The following is a 22,998-nucleotide window of genomic DNA, read 5'->3' as shown; positions in this document are numbered from 1 at the left end:
GATAAGTATAAGTACCACTGTTCTTGTTATCAGCATTTTTACCTGCTTCTATTGTAGTAATAGTCTCATTCACTGCTGTTCCAACAAACGTCTTTAAAAACTTATTAAACTCAGAACTTCCTTCTAAAAGAGTCGTAAGATCAATAACTTTTGGCGCTTTATTCTCTTCATTCTTATAGGTCAAGGTAGCCTTTATACCATCACTACTTTCTGTCAATGTAGTAACAGTCTCCATACCTTTAATTAATTCTTCTAAAGTAGCAGATGTTTCTTTATCTGTCGTTTTATCTACCCAAGTAAATGTAAAGTTATTACCACCTGTATTAGTGATGGTAACATTTCCGTCTTTAGCTGTTTCTTTAATATACTTATATAAAGTACTATTAGATACTAAAGCACTCCATTTATCTTTATTCCAAAAATAAAAACCAGCTTCTATTCTAGATGCACCGACTCCAGTATTATAAACTAATAAACTCTCAGGATACGTACCACCTTTAACAGTATTAGTATCTGCCTCATTAACTAACTCTACACGAGGTATAAGCACCCCTTTGTCTTTTGAAGAAATTTCTAACTCAGCTGTCCCATGAGGTAGTGGAGTTCCTATACCAGTTTGAGCATATGCTCCTATTGTACCTAAAAGTACAACCAAAGGAATAATTTTCTTTTTCATAGTATATTTATTTTAGAACCAAAATTAACATAAATCAAGATACAAAAAACAAACATTACATTAAAAAATTAAATATCAAACCACAATTAAACTTAAATAAGAACTTTATAACCAATATTAACACACAATAAATCACAATTTGTTAAAATAAAATAATATTTACCTTACAAAAAAACATATAAGCCCCTATTTAATAGAATATTTCATAAAAATCATTTAACCAATTATTCCTAATATTTTTTATTATAAATAAATTTTAACATAAATAATATTTCAAACAAACAACCAAACCCCTCAATAACAACATTATATAAAAAACAAAAATCTATAGAAAAATAAAAAATTCAATTAAACCCAACATAGTTTAAAAAAAACATACAATAATTGATTACTTACAAGAATATTTGAATTAATATCAAAATCTTATTCTACATTAAGTTTTTTCTAGCCTACACATTCTAAATTTGTCTCATCAAAACATTAACAATAAAACGATGAACATATTAGCATTTGCTGCTACTAATAGCAGTACTTCAATAAACTTACAATTAGTAAAAAGCGTAACTAACCAATTAGAAGGTCATAATATCCAGCTATTAGATATTAATGATTACGAAATGCCTATCTATTCTCAAGACAGAAATAATACAGGAGTACCTCAACAAGCCTTAGACTTTAACGAGGCTATTAAGAACGCTGATGCTATTATAATAGGATTAGCTGAACACAATGGAACATTTAGTACAGCATTTAAAAATATCTTTGATTGGGGATCAAGAGTAGAGAAGAGCTTCTTTCAAAACAAGCCAATGATGTTATTATCTACATCACCAGGCCCTAGAGGAGGACAATCAGTAATGGATAGTGCTTCCTCTATATTCCCTTACTTTGGGGGAAATATTAAAGCTCAATTCTCTTTGCCAAGTTTTCAAGATAACTTTAGCAATGGTACAGTAACAACAACTGAACTAGCTGAACAATTAAAGGAGAAGATTAATATATTTAAGACAGAACTTTTTTAATTGAAAATGGACAATGAGGAATGAAGAGTGGTTTACAGTGAACTACTAAAAGCTTACAGTGATAAACTGCACTAGAAATACTATATCTCAATAAACAAAAACACAAAGTTAGGAGACTTCGTGTAGCTTAACGGTTTACAGTATACAATATATCCTTAAAATAGAAAAAACCTAGTAAACAAATATGCTTACTAGGCTTTTCTATCCTATATCTCTTATATACTAAAGTCCATTATAAAGAGCAGATAGTGTCTTTATGATCTCTTTTAAATCTTCTCCTATAAAGTTAAGTTTAATACACTCGTTATTTCTCAACCATAACTTTAATTGTGACTTTTGACTATCTATCTCCGTAATAGAATATGATATCACTTGTTTTAGTGGAACAACTCTATATTCTACAGCGCCACCAGATCTATTAAAGCTTAATAATACTTGACTATACGTAAAAGTCATTTGTCCATTAAGTCCTTTATACCCTACTTTAAACCTAATCCAACTAGAGAACTTACTAAAAGTTGATTTAACAATATTATTATCTACTTTCTTAAGCCCATCGATTACATAGTTAACTTCTTCCATTCTGTTTTTTCTCTAAAGATATACTTTTTTGTTATTCTATTATTTTTTAAATAGTCCATTATCTCACTAAAGATTTAAACATCCTTCTAAGTTTATGTACCTTTGTAATCACAAAATACAAACCTCTTTATCAGAGAATACTTATCTCTTAGTAACATGCTGTCTTTTGTATTTTATATTACACTACATAGAATCTAATAGAAAATGAACAAGAATTTTTTTGTCAACTTGTTACAACAAGAGAGCAAAACACTTTTCAAATTAAAACACAGTGAACGTCTATGGCACATCCCATTAATGGCAATGCTAGCCACTGGACTTCCACTACTAACAGGATGGTACTTTAACAATCTACAAGCAGGACTCTTAGCCTGTCTAGCAGGATTGGTAATATTATATTTACCTTCTAATATCCCAACACCTCAGCGCATGATTACTATGTTAGTTTGCTCTTTTGGTTTCATGCTTTCATTTGCAGTTGGTATATCCTTTAGTTTTAACTTTATTGCATCAGTCATTGCCTTTGGAGTATTTGTAACCGCTGTACAATGGGTTAACTTATATTTTAATACACGACCACCAGGTAGCTTCTTCTTTATAATGGTTGCCTCGATGTCTAGCAATATGCCTTTTGATTTAGCTACTATTCCAACACGCTTAGGATATATAGTTATGGGAACTATGTTTGCTTGTACGCTAGCCTTAATCTATAGTATCATAGTAGGTAAAAAATATAACAGTAAAACAACTATTCACCTCATACGACCAGTACCTATAAAAGATCAATTAGATTACTTTATCAAAGCTATTATAGTAGGTACCTTTATGAGTGTATCGCTTCTTGTTGGTCATCTATTAAAGTTTGACAATCCGTATTGGATCCCGATATCTTGTACCGCTATTATGCAAGGAATATCTTTGTACCATGTTTGGCAGAGAGCTCTTCAGCGTATTGCAGGTACATTTATAGGTTTAGGACTTTGTTGGATACTAATCTCTATTTCTAATGATCCTCTATATATGTGTATTTGTATTATGCTCTTACAGTTCATTATCGAAATGTTTATTTCACGTAATTATGCCATAGCAGTCATATTCATTACTGCATTAACTGTACTATTAGCAGAAGCAGCTAATCCTATAATCACTACCCCAAACATTCTTATACAAGCCAGATTTACAGATATAATCATTGGGAGTATTATAGGTGGGATAGGTGGATGGTTCTTACATCACGAGTATCTGAGAAAACAGACTAGAGACAGTATCCGTACTACTAGATTACAGTTACTAAAAAAGAAGAGGAGAACAATGAGGAATGTTTAACAGTTTACAGTTAACTGCTAACGGTTTACAGTTTTTTTGTATCGACATTATCTTCACAGCATGTCAATGTAGAGATGGATTAAGCCTTTCTTCTCCTGGCTCGTCATAATGAATGTTCACAGGACATTCATTATTCTGCCTTATGTCACACAACCAACATCCATAAACTGCGTCATCTCGATGACAGGAGAGACCCCACTCGTAACTCCACACAGTCCATTGTCTGAATTAGGGTTAAAGGATTTGATGATTAATAGGATGTTTGCATTATGCATATCACACTAGTCAGTACAACGGTAAGGGCATAATACTTTATACCCTATAATCAACATCCATAAACTGCGTCATCTCGACGATAGGAGAGATCCCACTTGTAACTCCACAAAGTCCCTCCTATCAGTAAAGACAAACATTATTCTTAATTAAAAACCCCTTGTTTATACTCTAATACATTCTTTCCAGGATGATATTCCTCTCCTGTATTTAAGTTTACGTAGAAACAATTGTATTCACTTTTGGCTTCTTCTTGATTTCTTTCTAATTCTACTTCTGCTAAACAATCATCTGCATCTCTCACCAATTTAAAGATTGGATCATATACTATAACACCTGTATTAATATTAAGTATACCATATAATCCACTTTCTTCTAACTGGAAAACACAATACTTAATATTCTTCATAAGGCGTAAAGAATAATATTCAGGAGCTAATACCCATTGACGATGATCTACATTCCACACTCCTACTCTACTTATCTGATCTTTCTTAATAGACACAAAGTACAACGGTTCTTTCACACTGCTGATTGTTCTAATCTTTTCTAACAAGAAACCGTCAGGAATATCCTTGTCATCAATTAATAACTCTTTGGCAGGCCAAATCACTTCATTGTAATACGAAGTAATAGAATAATCACTTGGTTTCTCTAAACAATCTTTTAGTACCCCATGTCTAGTCAGGATATAGAATTCATTTATTCTACTACTTGTATCTTCTGGAGCTACTTCAACAATAAAGAACTGTTTAGAAGCTACGGGATATATATTAAGTACATTCTTCCATATATCTTGTATACTTCTCTCACTCTTAATATTAATAACCTTTAAGTGAACAGGAATATACATATCAAACTCATAGTTAACATAGTAACGTCCATTACCTGTAGTATCACGGCAAATAATAGGTTTAGCCACTAAATGAGAATCCTCAGTATTCATCTGCACTTTGTACTCTTTTCCTTTATACGTAATCGGAAATATAGGTTTAGGGATAATCTCATAAGACTTAATGCGTTTTCCTTTTAGGTTATACACCCTTACTTCTTCCTCATTTACCTTACGCACCCATCTTAACCCATTATCATAAGTACTTACTACCTTTTTGACAATGCGTTTAAGCCTATCTTTTTTAGCAAAGTATAAGTCTTCATCTATCTGAATCAACTTAGCCCCTATCTGATTTATCTTAATAGATATACTTCCTAGATAAGGTCTTTCTTTAGTTGCCGTTTTAGTCTCCAAAACTTGCTTAGTATCTAAAACTAATACAATTAATTTCTCTCTTATTACCTCTGTTCCCCACAAAGGCATAAAAGAAGAACCAGAGTTCATAATATTAAAGTTTGGCAAAAACTTCCATTGCCAAAAACGACTGTGAACAGTATATGAATGGACAGTCATAGCAATTGTAAAGCTTCCTACTTCATACAACTCTATCTTGTCATACTTACATTTAAGGACTTCTTTATTATCTAGATCAATCACACCACACAGTCCTAACTTATCGCGCACTACAGCATAACCCGATTTTGTGAATAGCTCACCATCGGCATACTGTTGATTGATTACGATCTGTTTATCTTGATTACAATATCCATACATCCCTTTTTGATCTACAAAAGGGTATATAACAGCGGTCTTATTAGTTAAAGTGGTGTTCATAAGCCTGAAGTTTTAAAGTCTTCTAAATATAGTGATTTTATATAAATATATCACACTTATTTTACTCAATATCAACAAATAATACAACCTAAAAACAAAAAAGCAGATTATACAATCTGCTTTTCTTTTATCTCTTATTTCAACTTAGATTCTAAGCTCTTTACTTTTTTCTTTAATTTTTTAAGCTTATCATCAATCTCCTCTATCTGAAACTTTAATTCTGACTTCTTATTTTTCAACTTCCACTTCTTATTATATAGCTTTACTAGATCTAAACGCCTTCTACTTAGTTTTTTATTCTCTTTATCTCCTATTAAATCAAATACCTTAATACTCGAGGTCAACGTTTCTGAGGAATTAATATCTAATTTTTCAAAATTAGTTTGTAACCATTGAGCTGCTTCTTTAGAGATTACATTATCCATATCATTGATTTTCAGTATAAGTTTTACAATAATTTGTGTATAATTATTTACACAACTTTCTTCATACCAATTATCCATCTTCTCTAAACAAATTAATCCTTCGTAGAGTCTAGACCAACTCTTTTCAAAATCTTCTATATTCAGATAACAATCACCTAAACTATAAAATATGTCTACTCGTTGTTTATTTTCTAAATCAAAAGACAATAGCGCTTCTTGAGCTTTTACTATCTTATCTTTTTGATCTAATTCTTCATAAAACTCTAGAAACATTATCCATTGTTCTTCCTTCCATTCCTTAACTTGTTTCTCCCATTGTGATACAATCTCTGATGCTGTATCAGTATCCCCTATGCATGAAAAGAAATGAAAGAAACCATAGTCTCCTAACCCAGGTTCTATATACCATTTATTCATACATTTACCTACATTACCTTTCCATCTTTCAATATCTTCTTCATTCCATGTCAATGTGTTATCTGGCCCATTATATAGATACATGAAATCATCTTTCCATTCCAAATCATTGTTATTGACATAACTTAAAGTTTTCTCTACGCCATTGCTCAAGATATAATCTCTATCAAAAGCACAATGCATATCAAAATTAGAATTTTTAGCACGTATAAACAGAGGGATATATTCCATCTTTTGATATAGACTCACTAAATAGGCTCCTATCTTCACTGCATCACTAGTACCTCCCCAATTATCATTCTCTCTACTCTTTATTTCTTCTATAAAGAGATTTACTATCGCCTCTTCATTTCTCTGATCTGGATGAAGTAAAAAAGCATATAATCCCCAAGCTCTGTTTGCTCCATTCTTTCCTTCTGTTTCACTATCAATATATTGATAATCTTTCATAGAATAAGCAGATGCACGCATTCTTTCTAATACTCTAAGAGACTTATCAAACATCCATTCTTTCATATCTTTTTCACTTTATTTATTTACTCTAAATTGCATTAAGATAAAGGGTAAGGCACACTGTATAGTGTGTTCATATCATATATAATTAATGCCTTAGGCAACATTCTTAATTCCTCATTCCCTATGTTTAGGTGATATAGGGCAGTATAATTAATACCCTATGGACATAGATTGTGGATGTTGTTTGGGGTAGACGCAAAGTATTGCCTATACATTGACATAATGCCCTAAACAACATTCTTAATTCCTCATCCCCTTAATATCCCTTTGCTACATCATCACCACGAGTATCTGCACCTGCTTGATACGTTCCGTTCTTATTTACTAAGATACCCTCTACACGTCCATAAGGATTGCGTTCTTTTAAGATATATCCTTTCTCTTCAAGGGCTTTACGCACTCCTGCAGAAATAGCTGTTGGTTCATAATCTATATGATCTGGTAACCATTGATGGTGAAAACGAGGAGCTGCTACAGCTTCATGCATATTCATTCCAAACTCTGTTACATTAAGAATAGTCTGAAATACAGAAGTAATAATCGTCGAACCTCCAGGAGTTCCAACTACCATATACAGTTTTCCATTTTTCTCTAATATAGTAGGTGACATCGAACTTAGCATGCGCTTCTCTGGCTCTATTGCATTTGCCTTACCTCCTACTAGACCATACATATTAGGTGTACCTGGCTTTACTGAGAAATCATCCATCTCATTGTTTAATAAAAACCCAGCACCTCCTACAATAGTTCTTGAACCATATGAATTATTTAAAGTAGTAGTAGCAGACACAGCATTACCCCATTTATCTACTACACAGTAATGCGTAGTTTCGTCACTTTCATATCCACCAAGTTCACCAGCTTTTATATCTGAACTTTTACTTGCTTTATCAAAAGACATAGACTCCATACGACCTACGTTATATGCTTTATTTACTAATTGAGCCACAGGTACATTATAAAAATCAGAATCACCTAAATGTTCTGCTCTATCCGCATACACACGGCGTTCAGCCTCTACCATTACTTGTATTGCTTTCTCAGATTGGAATCCCCATTTTGCTAATGGATACTTCTCTATAGATTGAAATAATGAAATTAACGCTATTCCTCCACTACTCGGCGGTGGCATAGAGATAACTTTTAAACCTTTATACTCTCCTGTGATAGGAGTTCTCCACTTGGCCTCATAACGCTTAAGATCTTCTAACGTAATCATTCCATTTCCTCTCTGCATCTCTCCTACAATAAGCTCTGCTGTCTTTCCTTCATAGAATCCTTTGCGTCCCTCTTTCTGCACACGCTTCAACGTTTCTGCTAAATCAGGTTGAATAAATAACTCTTCTTTTACCCACTGTTCTTTAGCTGTCAAGGCAGTACCTTGTGTACTATACTTTACAAAATCATTGTGATATTTAGCAAATTCTCCTGCTTGCTTTTCTGTGATATTAAATCCTTTCTCTGCTAAATCTATAGCCGGTTGCACTAACTCTTCCCATGGTAGAGAACCATATTTAGCATGAGCCTTTATCATACCATCTATTGTACCAGGCACACCACTAGCTAAAGCCCCTTTCATACTCAATTCTGTTATTGCTTCTCCATCACCACCCCAATACATATTTTCTCTTGCTTGCATCGGTGCTTTCTCTCTATAATCTAATGCATCTATCTTACCATCATGACCGCGATACACCATAAATCCTCCTCCACCTATATTACCAGCATTTGGATATACTACAGCTAATGCCAATTCTACGGCTACAGCAGCATCTACTGCATTACCTCCTTTTTTAAGGATATCTACTCCTACTCTACTAGCCTCTGGATGTGCGGACACGATAACTCCATTTTTATACGCTTGAGGATTCTGTGCTACTACCTGTAACAAGCTTCCACAAAGGATAAAGGCTGATAATATTACTTTTTTCATGTATTGTTGATTTTGTTACCTGCAAGATAGATATTTTGAGTTTAGCACTAAAATACTTGTTCAGTTATCTTCAATAATTTTGTTCACATTAAAACAGATTATACTTTTGTTTATATATAAACACCACAATCTAATATTTACTAATGCATTTTAAAAATACTATTCTATTTATAGGCTTAACACTAACAATGGGAGCCTGTGCCACCTATACTTTACCTGTAAATAGCTTAACAGAACAACTACAAGAGGCTAAATCAAACCCTCAGCAAATCAACACTAAACTTAATGGCCCTACCGTTATGGGGAACTTCTCTTATCAAATGAATGGAGTAGATACACTTAAGGTTTATAATTCTAAAGGTCAAATAGTAAAAATCAAGAATGCTCCTTCTATAGAAATGCAATTAACACTCAAAAATGGCAAAATAAGGACTTACTACTTCGATTCTGTTACTTTAACAAACGATTCTATTAAAGGGTGTTATAGTCGTTTTCTAAATAGATACAGTACAATTGCTATAAAAGATATAGAATCCATTGGCGTACAAAATGCTAAAAAAGGATTTAACTATGATAAGTAAAATTATTCTTTACTTATCTATTTGAAGTATAGATTCACTTTATTTGAATTTATTAAATAACAAAAAAGGAGTATATAACTTAACGTTTATGTACTCCTTTTTTGTTTACATTACCTACCACCAATATTTAGGATATTTTCTGACTTTGCTAATATTATTAAACAGCAACGCGATAACTGTAATAATCACTGCACCTGTCAATACTGGATTAATCAGAAATGACCAACTAGCTCCCCCTAATATAATTACTAATGGATCTGCACCTGCGGGTGGATGCGTAGTTTTAGTTAGCAACATTAATCCAATAGCCGCTCCTACTCCTATAGCTAGAGAATACCACTCTGTACCAAACAATGTAAGACATAACAATCCTACTACACTTGCTAGTAGATGCCCTCCTATAATATTACGAGGTTGGGCTAACGGGCTATCAGGCACTCCGAATGCTAACACACAAGTAGCTCCAAATGGTGCCATAATTAATGGCATAGACAATTCTTTAGTCATATACGCGATAACACCTATAGCGATCATCCCTCCAATACCGGAGTAAATAGAATGCTGTGATGTAGCAGATTTAGGACTTACTTCATTCGTTTTAAACTTAGCTATATATCTTTTCATTTATAATAAATCGTTTTTAAGTAATTCTATTGTTTTGTTTACACAGTCAGAGTTTTGGTACACCTGACTCTCTGTTAGTGCTGCTTCAAATAACATATATAACATAAATGCTCTACCATTATCGTTAACTAAAGCTTTAAAGAACTCTTGCAGCTCTAATTTATGTTGATGGATAACATCGTATATCTTTCCTTTATGTTCTGGTAACTCTGATAACATATTGAGAAACGCACACCCTCTAAAGCCTTCTTTATCATTCATCTCTATAATATAAGTAAAGGCTGCTATGATGCGTTCTTTTACTGTGCGCTTCTTCTCTACTAATTCTCTCAATCCCATAAACCAATCATTATGTCTAGCTTTTAGATACTCCACTCCTAAGTCTTCTTTAGTTTTGTAGTGATCATAGAAGCTAGCCTTAGCTACTTTGGCTTCTTCTATTATGGCATTAATACCTGTGCTATTATATCCGTGTTGATGAAAAAGTAAAGTAGCTGCCTTTAAAACTCTTTCTTTAGGAGAATGTTCTTTCATAAGGCAAAGGTAATAATAAAACAGACAAGTCTGTCTGTTTTATTTAGTTCATACTAGTCCTATTTTGAGTCTTATAAGGGCTTTTTTTGCCCTTTTTTGCCCTTCCTTCAAAAAAAGATAACATAGTTCAATACTTTTCCAAAAGCAAATATCAACGAATAAATGTAGTAAACAGAACAAGTTATATTCGAGATTAGTTTTAGAACTAATTGAGTTTTGTTTTGTGTGAGTCCTTAGTGAGTCCGTAATGAGTCCGTAAATTCTTATCAAAATACGGACTCATCACATACTCATGATTAACTCAATACTGATACACCCCACACTAGATTAATACTGAAGTAACACTTGGATAAAAGATAACCACTAAAACTTAAATATTATGGCAATTATTGACACTAAAGGTAGGCCTAGAGGAAAGTTCCTAAATGCAACTTTCAGAGCACTAAATGGTAAATGTGTTATGCAAAGCAAATCTAATTCTCAAAAACAAACTGTTCGCACACGACAGGCTGCTTCAGACTTCGGTAAAGTCCAAAGTTATAATAAGCTACTGAGACGCCCAATACAATACGCTCTGAACAACAATCATTGTAAGAAGATGTATAAAAGACTAAACAGCCTTGTTTTAAAACAATTCCATCTTAATGAAAAAGTTCCGCTAGGTCAACGTACTTTCTTAAACACTGATTTAAGTAATCTAGTAGGATTTGATTTTAACTCAAACTCTCCATTTAATCAGTATTGCTCCTTACCAATTAAATTTGAGAAACAGGGTAATATGAAATTAAAAATCACAATACATAGTTTTACAGTCAATGACTATTTTAATTTTAAAGAGAACATATCCGAAATAAAAGTTGATTTATTTATACTTCACCAACAATTTAACTACCAGGAAACAAGAGAATACGAAACCATAAATTTTTCTGTTTATGACAATAAAAAAGTCTCAGCTAAAGAATGGATCATAGAGTTCCCTCTGAATGAAAGCCTTACAGTAATTATAGGACAACTATGGTGCATAAAAAAAACAATAACCCAACAGGCTGTAATGATTAACAATAAAGACTTCCATCCTAGTTGTATTCTATATCTTGATAATGGTATATAAACACAAGTAAAATAAAGGTAGAGATTAACTGATATTCTCTACCTTTATCTTTCTAAATAGATAAGCGATGGGTTTCTTTAAAAGAAAGAACAGATTTCCGACAGAAGATATAAACAGAGGTGAAGTACTACTAACGAATGATGAGATTATTATCAAAAATAACTCTTATGAGAGCGATGATGAAATTATCAAATTTAAAAGTATTGAATATATCTATCTAGAAACAAGTGATTATAGCGAACCTAGTATGTTTATCTACCAAGGAAGACAATACTACATCCCAGGTGATTATGTAGGTACTGAACGATTATGGACGTATTTAGCTGAGCGATTTAACTTTGATATGCATATTGTTTATGCTCATCTTCAAGACAGAAAGAATGCTATATATAAACTTTATCGCACTACATATACTAAGAACTATAGCATCACCTCAACCAATACTAATGACTACTTAGAAGGATTTGAAATACAATCTCCAACTCCTTTATTTATTCCATGGAATACTACTAAAGAAGATTTATTAAAATGTCCTTATATCTCATCTGATGGTTTTTACTTAGATATAACCTATCCAGTACGCATTGGTAATATTATCATAGATAACTTAGGTACTTATATCAATGATGTGAGATCTGATGTATCACCACAGAACTATTATGCCAAATGCTTCGCAACTGATGGTTCTGATAAAAGTCTTTATGAGTTAAAGAATACAATAGAACAAGACCTTGGTAGTAAAGCCTCTTATAGTTTTAACGATGATGGCAACTTATTCTTTTATGCAAAATCAAATGACATCACATTAGAAATAAGTTATTCTAATGATGATAATGATTGTAGAACGATAGCTTACAGCTTCACTTCTCTACACATATCTACCCACTATGAGTATCCTAATCTATTAAATGATACTAATTATATGAGTAAGTTAGAACTATCTAATACATTTATCTTTAAATACCCACTAAATACACCTACAAACTATCACAGAGATGATCGAATTAAACATACTCCTGAAATAATACAAAAACATAGTAAGGGTAAATCCATAATATGGATAGATAATGCTAATAACATACTAGGTTTTGCGGATAACGAATATGCTATTTGGTTTGATAGAATGGAGATTGATTCTCTTACTTTATGGAATATGTTACCAGCTAAAGGTGGTGGCTTTTGCAACTTGTCTATTAACCTAAATACAGGAGAGTCTGTCACTGTATTCGAAGGAGAACACGATACATTAAAGCATCAGTTGGAAGAATTAGAGAAGTTTTTAGGTTTAAAAGTAACCTTTTATGAGGATTATAACTGTTAGAGGAATTGATACATAGCTTACATTTTATCAACTAAATCATGAAACTCATCCTTACTAATAGTTTCTAAACCAATTTCATTCATTGCATCAATTGTCATTTGATTAGGTTCGTGATAATTAGTTGCTTGTATCAATAATATTTCTAACAAATTATTAAAACTATGATTATTCTTCTTTGCTAACTCTTCTATATGCTTATAAAGACCTCTATCTAATCTGAAAGAACCAGCCTTCTTTGTTTCTTTTGTATTCATATGTATGTAATTATATTATTTTGTATGACAAACATACTATTAAATCAATTTAAAATAAAAATCTTAACTCATTAATTTAAAAACAGATACAACAAAAAAAGACGACTCTTTCGAATCGTCTTTACTATATCTTCCTATTCTGTTTTATATAAAATAGGCAGCTACTACTCCTAGTATAATAGCAATTAACTTATTGATATTAAATGAATGTCCTTCATTACTCTCAAAGATAATAGTAGAAGAAATATGAAATAAAATACCTACTACTATAGCTGATATCTCTGCATAATATTTACTCAAAAACTCAACATTTCCAGAGACTAATGTACCTAGTGGTGTCATTAATGAAAATACTATCATAAATAAGAATACTACCTTCTTATTCATATGAGCATTAATAAAGAATGCTGTTAATATCACTGCTATAGGTAAATGGTGTATACCTATTCCCCATGCTAGCTCTTCGTGTTGACTCACTGGCATACCTTCAAACAAAGCGTGAATACACAAACTGATGAATAATAACCAAGGAACCTTATCTAATTTATCATGCGTATGTACATGTCCATGCTCTGCACCTTTAGAGAAAAACTCTAATACAATCTGAAAGACAATACCTATCATAATAAAAAAACCAATATTACCTGAGCTGTGACTATGGTCATGACTATGACCTGCATGCTCAGCTACAGATGCTGCTTCACTAGCAGCATATACATCTGGTAATAAATGGGTAACCGTAAGTGCTAGTAAAAATGATCCACTAAAGGCCATTAGCAACTTAAGGTTCTTCTTATTCTTAGGTTCTAATATCACTGCTATTAGATAACCTATTATTACTGCTAGTAAGGGTATAATATAAACCATAGGCTTATTTGAAAATCATAATTAATCTATCTGATTCTTTTTTATAAAACTTTCTCAACTTATAATCACCAAAAACATCTAATAAATAGATCTCTTTCTCGTTCATCATTGCTTCAAAGTCTTCTAATCTCAAAGCTTTCACTCGCTCTACGTATTCGTGGTGTTCACCATCTGCATCAAAGACTATTTCTTTAATGATAAAACCGTCTTCATATTTTCTAGTAATGTGAAACTCTATTCCATCTACAGTTTTTACTTCAGAAGGCACTAAGTTCTCTATCACTTTATCAACATTCATAAAGTCGATAACAGCTAGTCCAAACTCGTTTACACTCTTATGAATAGCATCTAGTGTACGCATATTATCTTCTGGATTAGGAAAATACCCAAAACTTGTAAACAAGTTAAATATAGCGTCATACTTTTCATTAGAAGGTTCGCGCATATCACGTACTTCAAAGTGAAGTGTATCCGTTGCATATTCACTTGCTTCTGCTATACTATTAGGAGACAAATCTACTCCTGTAACCTCATAGCCTAATGAATTTAAATATATAGAATGTCTTCCTTTTCCACAAGCTAAATCTAATACTTTAGCCCCTTCTTCTAAATTTAAATATTGAGTTAAATTATCAATTAACACTTGTGCTTCTTCGTAATCCCTATCTTTGTATAAAGTATGGTAATAAGTGGTGTCAAACCACGACTTATACCAATCTTTGTTCTCTTTTGACATACTTTTATTTTAAAACTATTTAATTAGCCTGCAAATTTACTTTATTTTTGCGGATTAAACCTAGGATATATCACAGACATATCAGGATTTTATATTATGGTATAATTACCTTGATATAACTGATAAATCGCTGTATATTATAGCATAATAGTCTAATATAAAATTATGGTTTAGAGACGAATAGTCAATTATTCCTTATATAAGAAGAAAGATGGAAAATTTTAAAATGGTGGCTAAAACCTTCTTTGGTTTCGAAGAAGTATTAGCAAAAGAATTGCAATTATTAGGTGCGGCAAATGTACAAGAAGGTACAAGAATGGTAAGTTTTAAAGGAGACAAAGGTTTTATGTATAAAGCTAACCTTGCATTGCGTACTGCTCTAAAAATCCTTAAACCTATCAAAACTTTTGCAGTTTATAATGAAGGGAATTTATATAAAGGAGTACAAAGTATTGACTGGAGTGAATATATTTCGCCTAACCAAACCTTTGTTATTGATGCGACTGTATTCTCTGATAACTTTAATAACTCACAATTTGTGTCTCTTAAAGCTAAAGATGCCATTGTGGATCAATTCAGAAACAAAACAGGGGCAAGACCTAGTATCGATAAAGATTACCCAGATCTAAGAATTAATATACACTTACAAAAAGATTTGTGTACTGTTTCTCTTGATACTTCTGGAGCATCTCTACACCACCGTGGATATAGAACAGCTACTAATATCGCTCCTATTAATGAGGTATTAGCTGCTGGAATGCTATTAATGTCAGGTTGGGATGGTCGTACAGATTTTATTGATCCCATGTGTGGTTCTGGTACTGTACTAATCGAAGCAGCTATGATTGCTTGTAATATCCCTGCGAATATCAATAGAAAAGAGTTTGCTTTTGAAAAATGGAATGATTGGGATGCTGAGTTATTTGACAAAGTTCAAGAATCTCTACTTAAGAAAATTAGAGAGTTCCACTACAGCATCAAAGGATATGATAAAGCTCCTTCTGCTGTATTAAAAGCATTAGACAATGCTAAAAATGCAAACTTAGATGATTATATAGAGATTAACACAGGTAATTTCTTTGATACACAAAAAGAAACTGATGGTCCTCTACATATGGTATTTAACCCACCTTATGGAGAGCGTCTAGATATCAACCTAGAGCGTTTTTACAGAGAGATTGGGGATACACTTAAACAAGGATATCCAGGAACAGAAGCTTGGTTCATCACTGGTAACGTTGAGGCATTAAAGTATGTAGGACTGCGTCCTTCTAGAAAAATTAAACTGTTCAATGGTAAACTAGAATCTCGTTTCGTAAAATATGAATTATACGAAGGAAGTAAAAAAGGAAAATATATTAATAAAGAAGAATAACTATGAGTGTAAGTACTAAAACTATCTTATTACAGTTTGCTAGCTTTGCTATACTATTTCTATTATGTCGTTTAGCATTAGCTACTTTTACACAATTAAGCGGTTTCTGGTTACCAGCAGCAAGTGCTGTAGCAGCTACTATATTAGCTCCTCAATTTAAAGTTTTCAAGACTGATCAAGGAGATAAAATATGTATGCGTTGGATATTTCTAAAAGGTGTAAAAGTTTTGAACTAAAAACTGTGTAGAATCTTAGAATATCCTAATTATTCTTTCAGTTTAAGGCCAAAAACCGAACTATCTGTAAAAGATTCAAAAAGACAACTTTTGACTTTTATTGTAAACAGAAATACAATACATTTGTCACATCCCTTTAAAAAATTGAAATACTTAAAAAGCCAATTGTATATCTAATCGATAACAATTGGCTTTTTTATTTTACTTTATTTATAACTTACTATTTATCAGTTATAATAGATAATAATTCTGCATCTACATATCTACCTTTCTCAAAGAAGTAATCTCTTAGTACTCCTTCTGTTTGCATACCACTTTTAGTCAATACTCTACGTGATGCATGGTGTTCTGGATCTATAAAAGCTTCTATACGATGTAAGTTTAACTCGTTAAAGCCAAAGTCTAACATCAGTTGTACTGCTTCACTCGCAATACCTTTCCCCCAATATGCTGGTGTAACCTCATATCCAATCTCTGCTCTACTATTCTCTTCTGAAAGGCTGTGAAACCCACAAGTACCAATTAATTCATCGCTTCCTTTAAGTGTTATTGCCCAACGAAGTCCCTGTCCTTCTACTACTCTAGTATTCCATATTTTAATCAATTCTTCTGCTTGAGTAATAGATGTAAATGTAGCCAGGTCATAATACAGTGTTACCTCATCCTTAGAGAAATAATTAAATACATTCTGAGCATCAGACATTCTCAATTCACGTAATACTAATCTCTCACTACTAATTACGGGTATCTCTTTTATTATCTTCATAATTCTACTTTTATACAAAGTACAACATTTTAAAGACTACAAGGCAAATATCTTTATACTAAAACCATTGATATAGATACAAATCGAGAAATAAATAGCTTTTTTTCTTTTTAATCCAAAGCTTATCTTCTATTTTTGAGTACTAACCTATTTAACTATAACAATTATGAACAGAAGAACTTTTCTTCAAAACACTAGTGTAGCTGGTATCGGAGCACTTATCCTCCCTAATTCCTTGTTTGCTTTCTCTAATACAACTAAAAAAGTACGTATCGGGATGATAGCTGTAGGGCTTAGAGGCCAGGTTCATTTAGATGAATTACTTAAACGAGATGATGTAGAGGTCATCGCTATGGCTGATCCTAGTGATAGAATGGTCAAGATGGCTCAAAAAATAGTAGATAAACACAATAAGAAGCAACCTGCCGTTTATAGCAATGGTGATTATGATTATCGCAATCTCCTTAAACGAGATGACATAGATGCTGTTATTATTTCCTCTCCTTGGGAATGGCACGAAAGACAAGGTACAGAAGCTATGCGCGCTGGTAAGATAGTGGGTATGGAAGTTTGTGGTGCTATGACTTTAGAAGAATGTTGGAAATATGTAGATGTTTATGAAGAAACAAAGGTTCCTCTAATGATGTTAGAGAATGTATGTTATAGACGTGATATCATGGCTGTATTTAATATGGCAAAGAAAGGAAAGTTCGGAGAGCTAATCCATGGTACTGGAGGGTATCAACACGATCTGCGCAATGTACTGTTTAACGATGGAGTAAAACCTTATGGTGGTGGTGTAGAGTTCGGTGAAAAAGGATTTAGTGAAGCGAAGTGGAGAACTGATCACTATGTAAACCGAAATGGAGAATTATATCCTACTCACGGGGTAGGTCCATTAGCTGCTATGTTTGATATCAATAGAGGAAATCGTATTACACACCTTACTTCTATGGCATCTAAGGCTAGAGGATTACATCAGTATATCGTAGATAATGGTGGTAAAGACCATCCTAATGCTAAGGTAAACTTTAAACAAGGAGACATTGTCACTACTACACTTAAATGTGAGAATGGCGAAACAATGGTATTGACGCATGACACGTCACTACAACGTCCATATAACCTAGGATTTAAAGTACAAGGTACAGAAGGTATTTGGCAAGAAATTAGTTCTGGTGCTTTTGAAAAAGGATACATTTACTTCGAAAAAGAAATGAATCACTCTCACCAATGGGCTAACTCAAAAGAATACTTAGAGAAGTACGATCACCCTCTATGGAAGAACAATGAAGCTAAAGCTGTAGGTGCTGGTCATGGCGGTATGGATTACTTTATGATTAATGCCTTTGTAGAAAGTATTAAACGAAATATAGAATTCCCTTTTGATATCTATGATTTGGCTACATGGTATGCTATCACTCCACTAAGCGAGAAATCTATAGAAGCACATGGTCAAGTACAAGAAATGCCTGACTTCACAAGAGGTAAATATGTGAATAGAAAAACAGTATTCGGATCTAACGATCAATATTAAAATAACACAGCCCATTAAGATTAGTTTCTCAATGGGCTGCTGTTTTTATAGTGGTTAGCAGTTACTTTAAATGTTCTGATACAAACCCCATCATACATTTATAAAAAGCTATACTATTCTCTTCTTTTGCAAAACCATGTCCCTCATCATACTTTACCATATATGGTACTTCAAAACCACGTTGACGCAATGCTTCTACAATCTGGTCTGACTCTGCTATCTTTACTCTAGGATCATTAGCTCCCTGTACTACAAAAAGAGGCTTGTTAATCTTGTCTAATTGATACACAGGTGATACCTCACGAGCTATTTCTCTCTCCTCTTCATTATCTAAGTCGTACCATATTTCTTTTACCATTTCTTTATAAGGTTTCCAATACTCTGGGAAAGATTCGAAGAAGGTGAATATACTAGATACTCCTACATAATCAATACCACATGTATAAAGGTCTGGTGTTTTCACTAATCCCATTAATGTAGCATACCCTCCGTGGCTAGCTCCATAGATAGCTATCTTAGATGCATCTACCCATCCTTGTTCTATCACATAGTGAACTCCATCTTCTACATCATCCATTACCTTACGTCCTATCTGCTTAAATCCAGAAGTAAAAAACTCCTTACCATAACCTCCTGATATACGGAAGTTAACTTGTAATGTAGCGTATCCTCTACTTGCGAATAACTGTGTCTCTGGATTAAAGCCCCAACTGTCTCTAATACCTTGTGGTCCTCCGTGAGGATTAACGATTAGAGGTACTTTATTTCCATCTTTAGCTGATTTAGGTAATGTGATATAGCCATGTAATTTAATACCATCACGACTCATAAAAGAGATAGGAAGCATCTCTGCCATATCTTCTTCTTTTAACTGAGGCATTAGGTCGTACAATAAACTTACATTACCTGTTTCTTTGTCATAATTATAGTACTTGCCATAAAGTTTATCACTTTGAACAATTATCAAATAGCGATCTTCTTTCTCTGTCTTTGCTGCTATAGAATACTCATAACCTGCAAAGTGTTTCTCTAAATCAGTACTGATTTTTTTGAATGTATCACTTACAGGTTCTATAACAACCTTCTCTCCTTCGTATCCTAAGTAGTCTATTTCCCAATTGCGATTACGTGATAATCCTATAATAGATGCATCATACTCCTCATTAGCATAAATTTCTTTTACAACAGTCTTTGTTTTAAAATCATATAGTACAATACGCTGCTTATCAGAATCTAAATTAGTCAATACATAGGCTTCATCTTTATTCGTAGAAGCATAGTTAAATGCCATTAATGAAAACGTATCTGACCAATTAATTGTATGAAATAACTCATACGCTGTACCGCCATCTACTTTATAGTAATACTGAGTCTGTACACCATTAAACATTTTAGAATATCCTCTAAGATTTCCATCCTTGTCAAAGTCATACCCTGCTACAGGGTTAGCTGGATCATCATTAGTGAATAGCTTGACATACTCACCTGTATTGATATTAATCTTATAAGGTTCGAATATCTGAGCATTCTCTAAGTTCATTGATATGATGATGTAATCTTTCTGCTCTTTAAGCATATTAAGAATACCTGCCTGTACTTTATCAAATGGTGTAAGATCTATATTGTTGGTTCCATCTACATTAACTGCATAGATATGGTAATTCTCATCTCCTCCATTGTCCATCATATAAGCTAGACGATCATCATTAATCCATCCATAACCTCTTACTAGCTCTTCTCCTTCTTCGATAACACGAATAACTTTACCACTTTCTATTTCTTTTACATATACATGGCGTTTGTTCTTTTCATCCTTCTCTCTATATGATAGATATTTCCCGTTAGGAGATAATTGAAAACTAGAAGAAGTAGGACGTTGAAAATAATCTTCAACTTTATACTTATAGTTACCTTGTTCCTTATTCGCTAATGCGATTAGTTCTTCTTCAGAAGACACTAAAGAGGGATTACCAGGTAAAGTAATTACTGCTTTTTCAAATACAATAGCAATCTCTTGCTCCATCTGTTTAATTGTTCCTTCAATACTATCCCCTGCTTTTTTACCTGAGAAACTCATTTGCATAGCAGTTATAGAAAAGTCTATACTTTCATTACTTACCACTATGTTAGACGCCTCAATTCCCATTGCTCCTTGACTAGGTAAATCAAGAGTAACTATATTATTCTCTACTATATGCAATACTAAATCTAGTTGCATTTCACCTAGATCTAATACTGCTTTATAATCTCCTATTATATCTTTCATATTTTATCTTTTTAGAACGTATTATACATATACCATTCCTTACAAAAATAGACTATTTAATGCTTTATTTAAAGCAATGAAAGCCTTTTCAAACACTAAGAAAAGACATCACAACAGCAAATAGACACCTCCAAACACACATTTTGTATATCAAATACCCCAACCAAATACACAAAACAGAGTATTATGACCTCACATCATTCCCCAATAATCTACATTATGTGTCATACGTTATGTTAAAAAGTGGCTCAAAAGCCGTAAAACGTAGATGGCATAACTATTGAATCATTCTTAATAGACTATTTGATGATTTAGTCTGCTCTTAAATATTCTACCAACTAACAACCTAAGTAGAATACTTCAGAATACAAACAGCAGAATAAGGAAACAAAACCACAAATAGTATAACAATTATTAAAGAATAAGGTTATGCAACAAAACAAAACAACTGATTCAGTACAAGCCACAAATGATAGCCAGAAAAGAATGAATATCTTAAATGGTAAATCACTATCTAAAACTGATTATATCGTATTAGGTGGTACATTTCTATTAATGGGAATAGGCTTATATCTTATTTATAGATTACAGCCCTATTTTGAGAAACTACACTTCGAGAGATTAAAATCATTCTGGGGAGCTGCAGTAATTAACTTTGGGTTAGTCCTATTTGTTTTACAGATTAGCTTCTTATTATATATTGTATATCTATACTTTAGATATAAACCAGTTGCTTCTGTAAGTGATGAAGAACTACCTACATGTACTGTGATTGTTCCTGCCTATAACGAGGGACGACTAGTATATGACACTTTAATTAGTTTAGTAAACAGTGATTATCCAGCTGAGAAAATAGAGATTATCTCTCTAGATGATGGTAGTAAAGATGATACATGGAACTGGATGATAAAAGCTAAGGCTGAATTAGGAGAGCGAGTAACGATCTTACAGCAAGAAAGAAACCAAGGTAAAAGACATGCTTTATACAGAGGGTTTAATATTGGTAAGGGTGAAGTGTTCATTACTGTAGATAGTGACTCTATTGTAGAGAAAGACACATTGAGAAACTTAGTTAGTCCATTCGTAAACAACGAGAAATGTGGTGCTGTTGGTGGTAATGTTAGAGTGTTAAATACTGCTGATGGGATTATCCCAAAAATGCTTAATGTAAGCTTTGTATTCAGTTTTGAATTTATTCGTTCTGCTCAGAGTGCTTTAGGTTCTGTATTATGTACTCCAGGGGCTTTAGCTGCTTATAGAAGAGATGCAGTTATGAACTGTCTAGAAGATTGGATTACACAGACATTTATGGGACAGCCTTCTGATATCGGTGAGGATAGAGCAATGACTAATATGATCTTAAAACAAGGATTTGATGTATTGTTCCAAAGAAATGCTTACGTACTTACGAATACTCCTGAAGAATATAGAACATTATACAAGATGTATATCCGTTGGGAAAGAAGTAATGTGAGAGAAAACATTGCGATGAGTAAGTTTGCATTCACTAAATTTAGAGAAGGTTCTACTATCGGACCTAGAATCTTATTACTAAACCAATGGTTACAAGTATTAATGGCTTATCCTATCACGATATTGATGTTGTACTTTGTAATTACTCAACCTGTAATGTTTATTAGCTCTGCTTTAGTAAGTATCTTTATTTTCTCTAGTATACAAGTATTCTTCTATTCTAAGAGATATAACCTACTTGAGTCATTCTGGGCATATCCATATAGTATATTCTATACGTTTACATTGTTCTGGATTACTCCTTATGCGATAGCAACAGCTAACAAAAAAGGATGGTTAACTCGTACATTACCTATTGAAAAATAGTTGATTATATATTGATTTATCAAAGGGACAGCAGATTACTGCTGTCCCTTTTTTTGATATATACTTAAAGTATCAACTCTTCAAAAAGTACAAATAGAAAACATTCTCTCTT

Annotated in this window: 21 protein-coding genes and 1 pseudogene; 9 read left to right on the top strand and 13 right to left on the bottom strand. The window is 32.8% G+C overall.

The window, feature by feature from the left end:
* Positions 1-676: pseudogene (locus BMX53_RS12770) on the bottom strand (hypothetical protein); the annotation flags it as partial.
* 494 nt (positions 677-1,170) lie between these two features.
* Between BMX53_RS12770 and BMX53_RS12765 the strand changes: the two are divergent.
* Positions 1,171-1,698, top strand: a complete 528-nt coding sequence (locus tag BMX53_RS12765) for an NADPH-dependent FMN reductase (RefSeq protein ID WP_074746742.1) — start codon at positions 1,171-1,173, stop codon at positions 1,696-1,698.
* A 222-nt stretch (positions 1,699-1,920) separates the two neighbouring features.
* Here the strand turns inward: BMX53_RS12765 and BMX53_RS12760 are convergent, their stop codons facing one another.
* The gene (locus BMX53_RS12760; RefSeq protein WP_074746740.1) at positions 1,921-2,280 is read right to left on the bottom strand and encodes a hypothetical protein; all 360 of its coding nucleotides are present in this window, start codon (positions 2,278-2,280) and stop codon (positions 1,921-1,923) included.
* A 204-nt stretch (positions 2,281-2,484) separates the two neighbouring features.
* On the opposite strand from BMX53_RS12760, the gene BMX53_RS12755 reads away from it, so the two are divergent.
* Positions 2,485-3,606 carry an FUSC family protein gene (locus tag BMX53_RS12755; RefSeq protein ID WP_074746738.1) on the top strand — a complete coding sequence of 374 codons (1,122 nt, stop codon included), beginning with the start codon at positions 2,485-2,487 and terminating at the stop codon, positions 3,604-3,606.
* 140 nt (positions 3,607-3,746) lie between these two features.
* Here the strand turns inward: BMX53_RS12755 and BMX53_RS19380 are convergent, their stop codons facing one another.
* The 4 genes from BMX53_RS19380 to ggt all read right to left on the bottom strand — a co-directional run bounded on the left by BMX53_RS19380 (position 3,747) and on the right by ggt (position 8,839).
* Positions 3,747-3,881 (bottom strand): hypothetical protein, encoded by a 135-nt coding sequence (locus tag BMX53_RS19380; protein ID WP_262492911.1) that lies wholly within the window; start codon positions 3,879-3,881, stop codon positions 3,747-3,749.
* A gap of 143 nt (positions 3,882-4,024) precedes the next feature.
* The gene (locus BMX53_RS12750; RefSeq protein ID WP_074746736.1) at positions 4,025-5,548 is read right to left on the bottom strand and encodes a WG repeat-containing protein; all 1,524 of its coding nucleotides are present in this window, start codon (positions 5,546-5,548) and stop codon (positions 4,025-4,027) included.
* A 134-nt stretch (positions 5,549-5,682) separates the two neighbouring features.
* On the bottom strand, positions 5,683-6,906 hold the full coding sequence (locus BMX53_RS12745) for a hypothetical protein (RefSeq protein ID WP_074746734.1): 1,224 nt from the start codon (positions 6,904-6,906) through the stop codon (positions 5,683-5,685).
* Between the two features lie 256 nt (positions 6,907-7,162).
* Complete coding sequence (ggt, locus tag BMX53_RS12740) at positions 7,163-8,839, bottom strand: gamma-glutamyltransferase (RefSeq protein WP_074746732.1); 1,677 nt, start codon at positions 8,837-8,839, stop codon at positions 7,163-7,165.
* Between the two features lie 143 nt (positions 8,840-8,982).
* On the opposite strand from ggt, the gene BMX53_RS12735 reads away from it, so the two are divergent.
* Positions 8,983-9,420, top strand: a complete 438-nt coding sequence (locus tag BMX53_RS12735; RefSeq protein ID WP_074746730.1) for a hypothetical protein — start codon at positions 8,983-8,985, stop codon at positions 9,418-9,420.
* A 114-nt stretch (positions 9,421-9,534) separates the two neighbouring features.
* On the opposite strand, the gene BMX53_RS12730 is transcribed toward BMX53_RS12735, so the two are convergent.
* On the bottom strand, positions 9,535-10,044 hold the full coding sequence (locus BMX53_RS12730) for an HPP family protein (protein ID WP_074746728.1): 510 nt from the start codon (positions 10,042-10,044) through the stop codon (positions 9,535-9,537).
* Positions 10,045-10,578 (bottom strand): TetR/AcrR family transcriptional regulator, encoded by a 534-nt coding sequence (locus BMX53_RS12725; RefSeq protein ID WP_074746726.1) that lies wholly within the window; start codon positions 10,576-10,578, stop codon positions 10,045-10,047.
* Positions 10,579-10,957: 379 nt separating this feature from the next.
* On the opposite strand from BMX53_RS12725, the gene BMX53_RS12720 reads away from it, so the two are divergent.
* Positions 10,958-11,689 (top strand): hypothetical protein, encoded by a 732-nt coding sequence (locus BMX53_RS12720; RefSeq protein WP_074746724.1) that lies wholly within the window; start codon positions 10,958-10,960, stop codon positions 11,687-11,689.
* A 67-nt stretch (positions 11,690-11,756) separates the two neighbouring features.
* The gene (locus BMX53_RS12715; RefSeq protein WP_074746722.1) at positions 11,757-13,010 is read left to right on the top strand and encodes a hypothetical protein; all 1,254 of its coding nucleotides are present in this window, start codon (positions 11,757-11,759) and stop codon (positions 13,008-13,010) included.
* 17 nt (positions 13,011-13,027) lie between these two features.
* Here BMX53_RS12715 and BMX53_RS12710 read toward each other — a convergent pair whose 3' ends face one another.
* The 3 genes from BMX53_RS12710 to BMX53_RS12700 form a co-directional block, all read right to left on the bottom strand.
* Positions 13,028-13,264 carry a hypothetical protein gene (locus BMX53_RS12710; protein WP_074746720.1) on the bottom strand — a complete coding sequence of 79 codons (237 nt, stop codon included), beginning with the start codon at positions 13,262-13,264 and terminating at the stop codon, positions 13,028-13,030.
* A gap of 144 nt (positions 13,265-13,408) precedes the next feature.
* Positions 13,409-14,131: a ZIP family metal transporter gene (locus tag BMX53_RS12705; protein ID WP_074746718.1), complete on the bottom strand. Its 723-nt coding sequence runs from the start codon at positions 14,129-14,131 to the stop codon at positions 13,409-13,411.
* Between the two features lie 4 nt (positions 14,132-14,135).
* Entirely contained in the window at positions 14,136-14,867 is a 732-nt protein-coding gene (locus BMX53_RS12700; protein WP_038986398.1) for an SAM-dependent methyltransferase, read from the bottom strand.
* Between the two features lie 226 nt (positions 14,868-15,093).
* On the opposite strand from BMX53_RS12700, the gene BMX53_RS12695 reads away from it, so the two are divergent.
* Positions 15,094-16,242 (top strand): THUMP domain-containing class I SAM-dependent RNA methyltransferase, encoded by a 1,149-nt coding sequence (locus tag BMX53_RS12695; protein ID WP_083394416.1) that lies wholly within the window; start codon positions 15,094-15,096, stop codon positions 16,240-16,242.
* 2 nt (positions 16,243-16,244) lie between these two features.
* Positions 16,245-16,478 (top strand): hypothetical protein, encoded by a 234-nt coding sequence (locus tag BMX53_RS12690; RefSeq protein ID WP_038986396.1) that lies wholly within the window; start codon positions 16,245-16,247, stop codon positions 16,476-16,478.
* A 220-nt stretch (positions 16,479-16,698) separates the two neighbouring features.
* On the opposite strand, the gene BMX53_RS12685 is transcribed toward BMX53_RS12690, so the two are convergent.
* Complete coding sequence (locus BMX53_RS12685) at positions 16,699-17,244, bottom strand: GNAT family N-acetyltransferase (RefSeq protein ID WP_074746714.1); 546 nt, start codon at positions 17,242-17,244, stop codon at positions 16,699-16,701.
* A 166-nt stretch (positions 17,245-17,410) separates the two neighbouring features.
* Between BMX53_RS12685 and BMX53_RS12680 the strand changes: the two genes are divergently transcribed.
* Positions 17,411-18,781, top strand: coding sequence for a Gfo/Idh/MocA family protein (locus tag BMX53_RS12680; protein WP_074746713.1), 1,371 nt, complete (start codon positions 17,411-17,413; stop codon positions 18,779-18,781).
* 61 nt (positions 18,782-18,842) lie between these two features.
* On the opposite strand, the gene BMX53_RS12675 is transcribed toward BMX53_RS12680, so the two are convergent.
* Entirely contained in the window at positions 18,843-21,047 is a 2,205-nt protein-coding gene (locus BMX53_RS12675) for a S9 family peptidase (RefSeq protein WP_074746711.1), read from the bottom strand.
* A gap of 486 nt (positions 21,048-21,533) precedes the next feature.
* On the opposite strand from BMX53_RS12675, the gene BMX53_RS12670 reads away from it, so the two are divergent.
* Positions 21,534-22,886, top strand: a complete 1,353-nt coding sequence (locus BMX53_RS12670; protein ID WP_394333465.1) for a glycosyltransferase family 2 protein — start codon at positions 21,534-21,536, stop codon at positions 22,884-22,886.
* Positions 22,887-22,998: the final 112 nt, after the last annotated feature.

Source organism: Myroides marinus, assembly GCF_900109075.1.
GTDB lineage: Bacteria > Bacteroidota > Bacteroidia > Flavobacteriales > Flavobacteriaceae > Flavobacterium > Flavobacterium marinum_A.
This window is presented reverse-complemented; position numbering and strand designations above follow the sequence as displayed.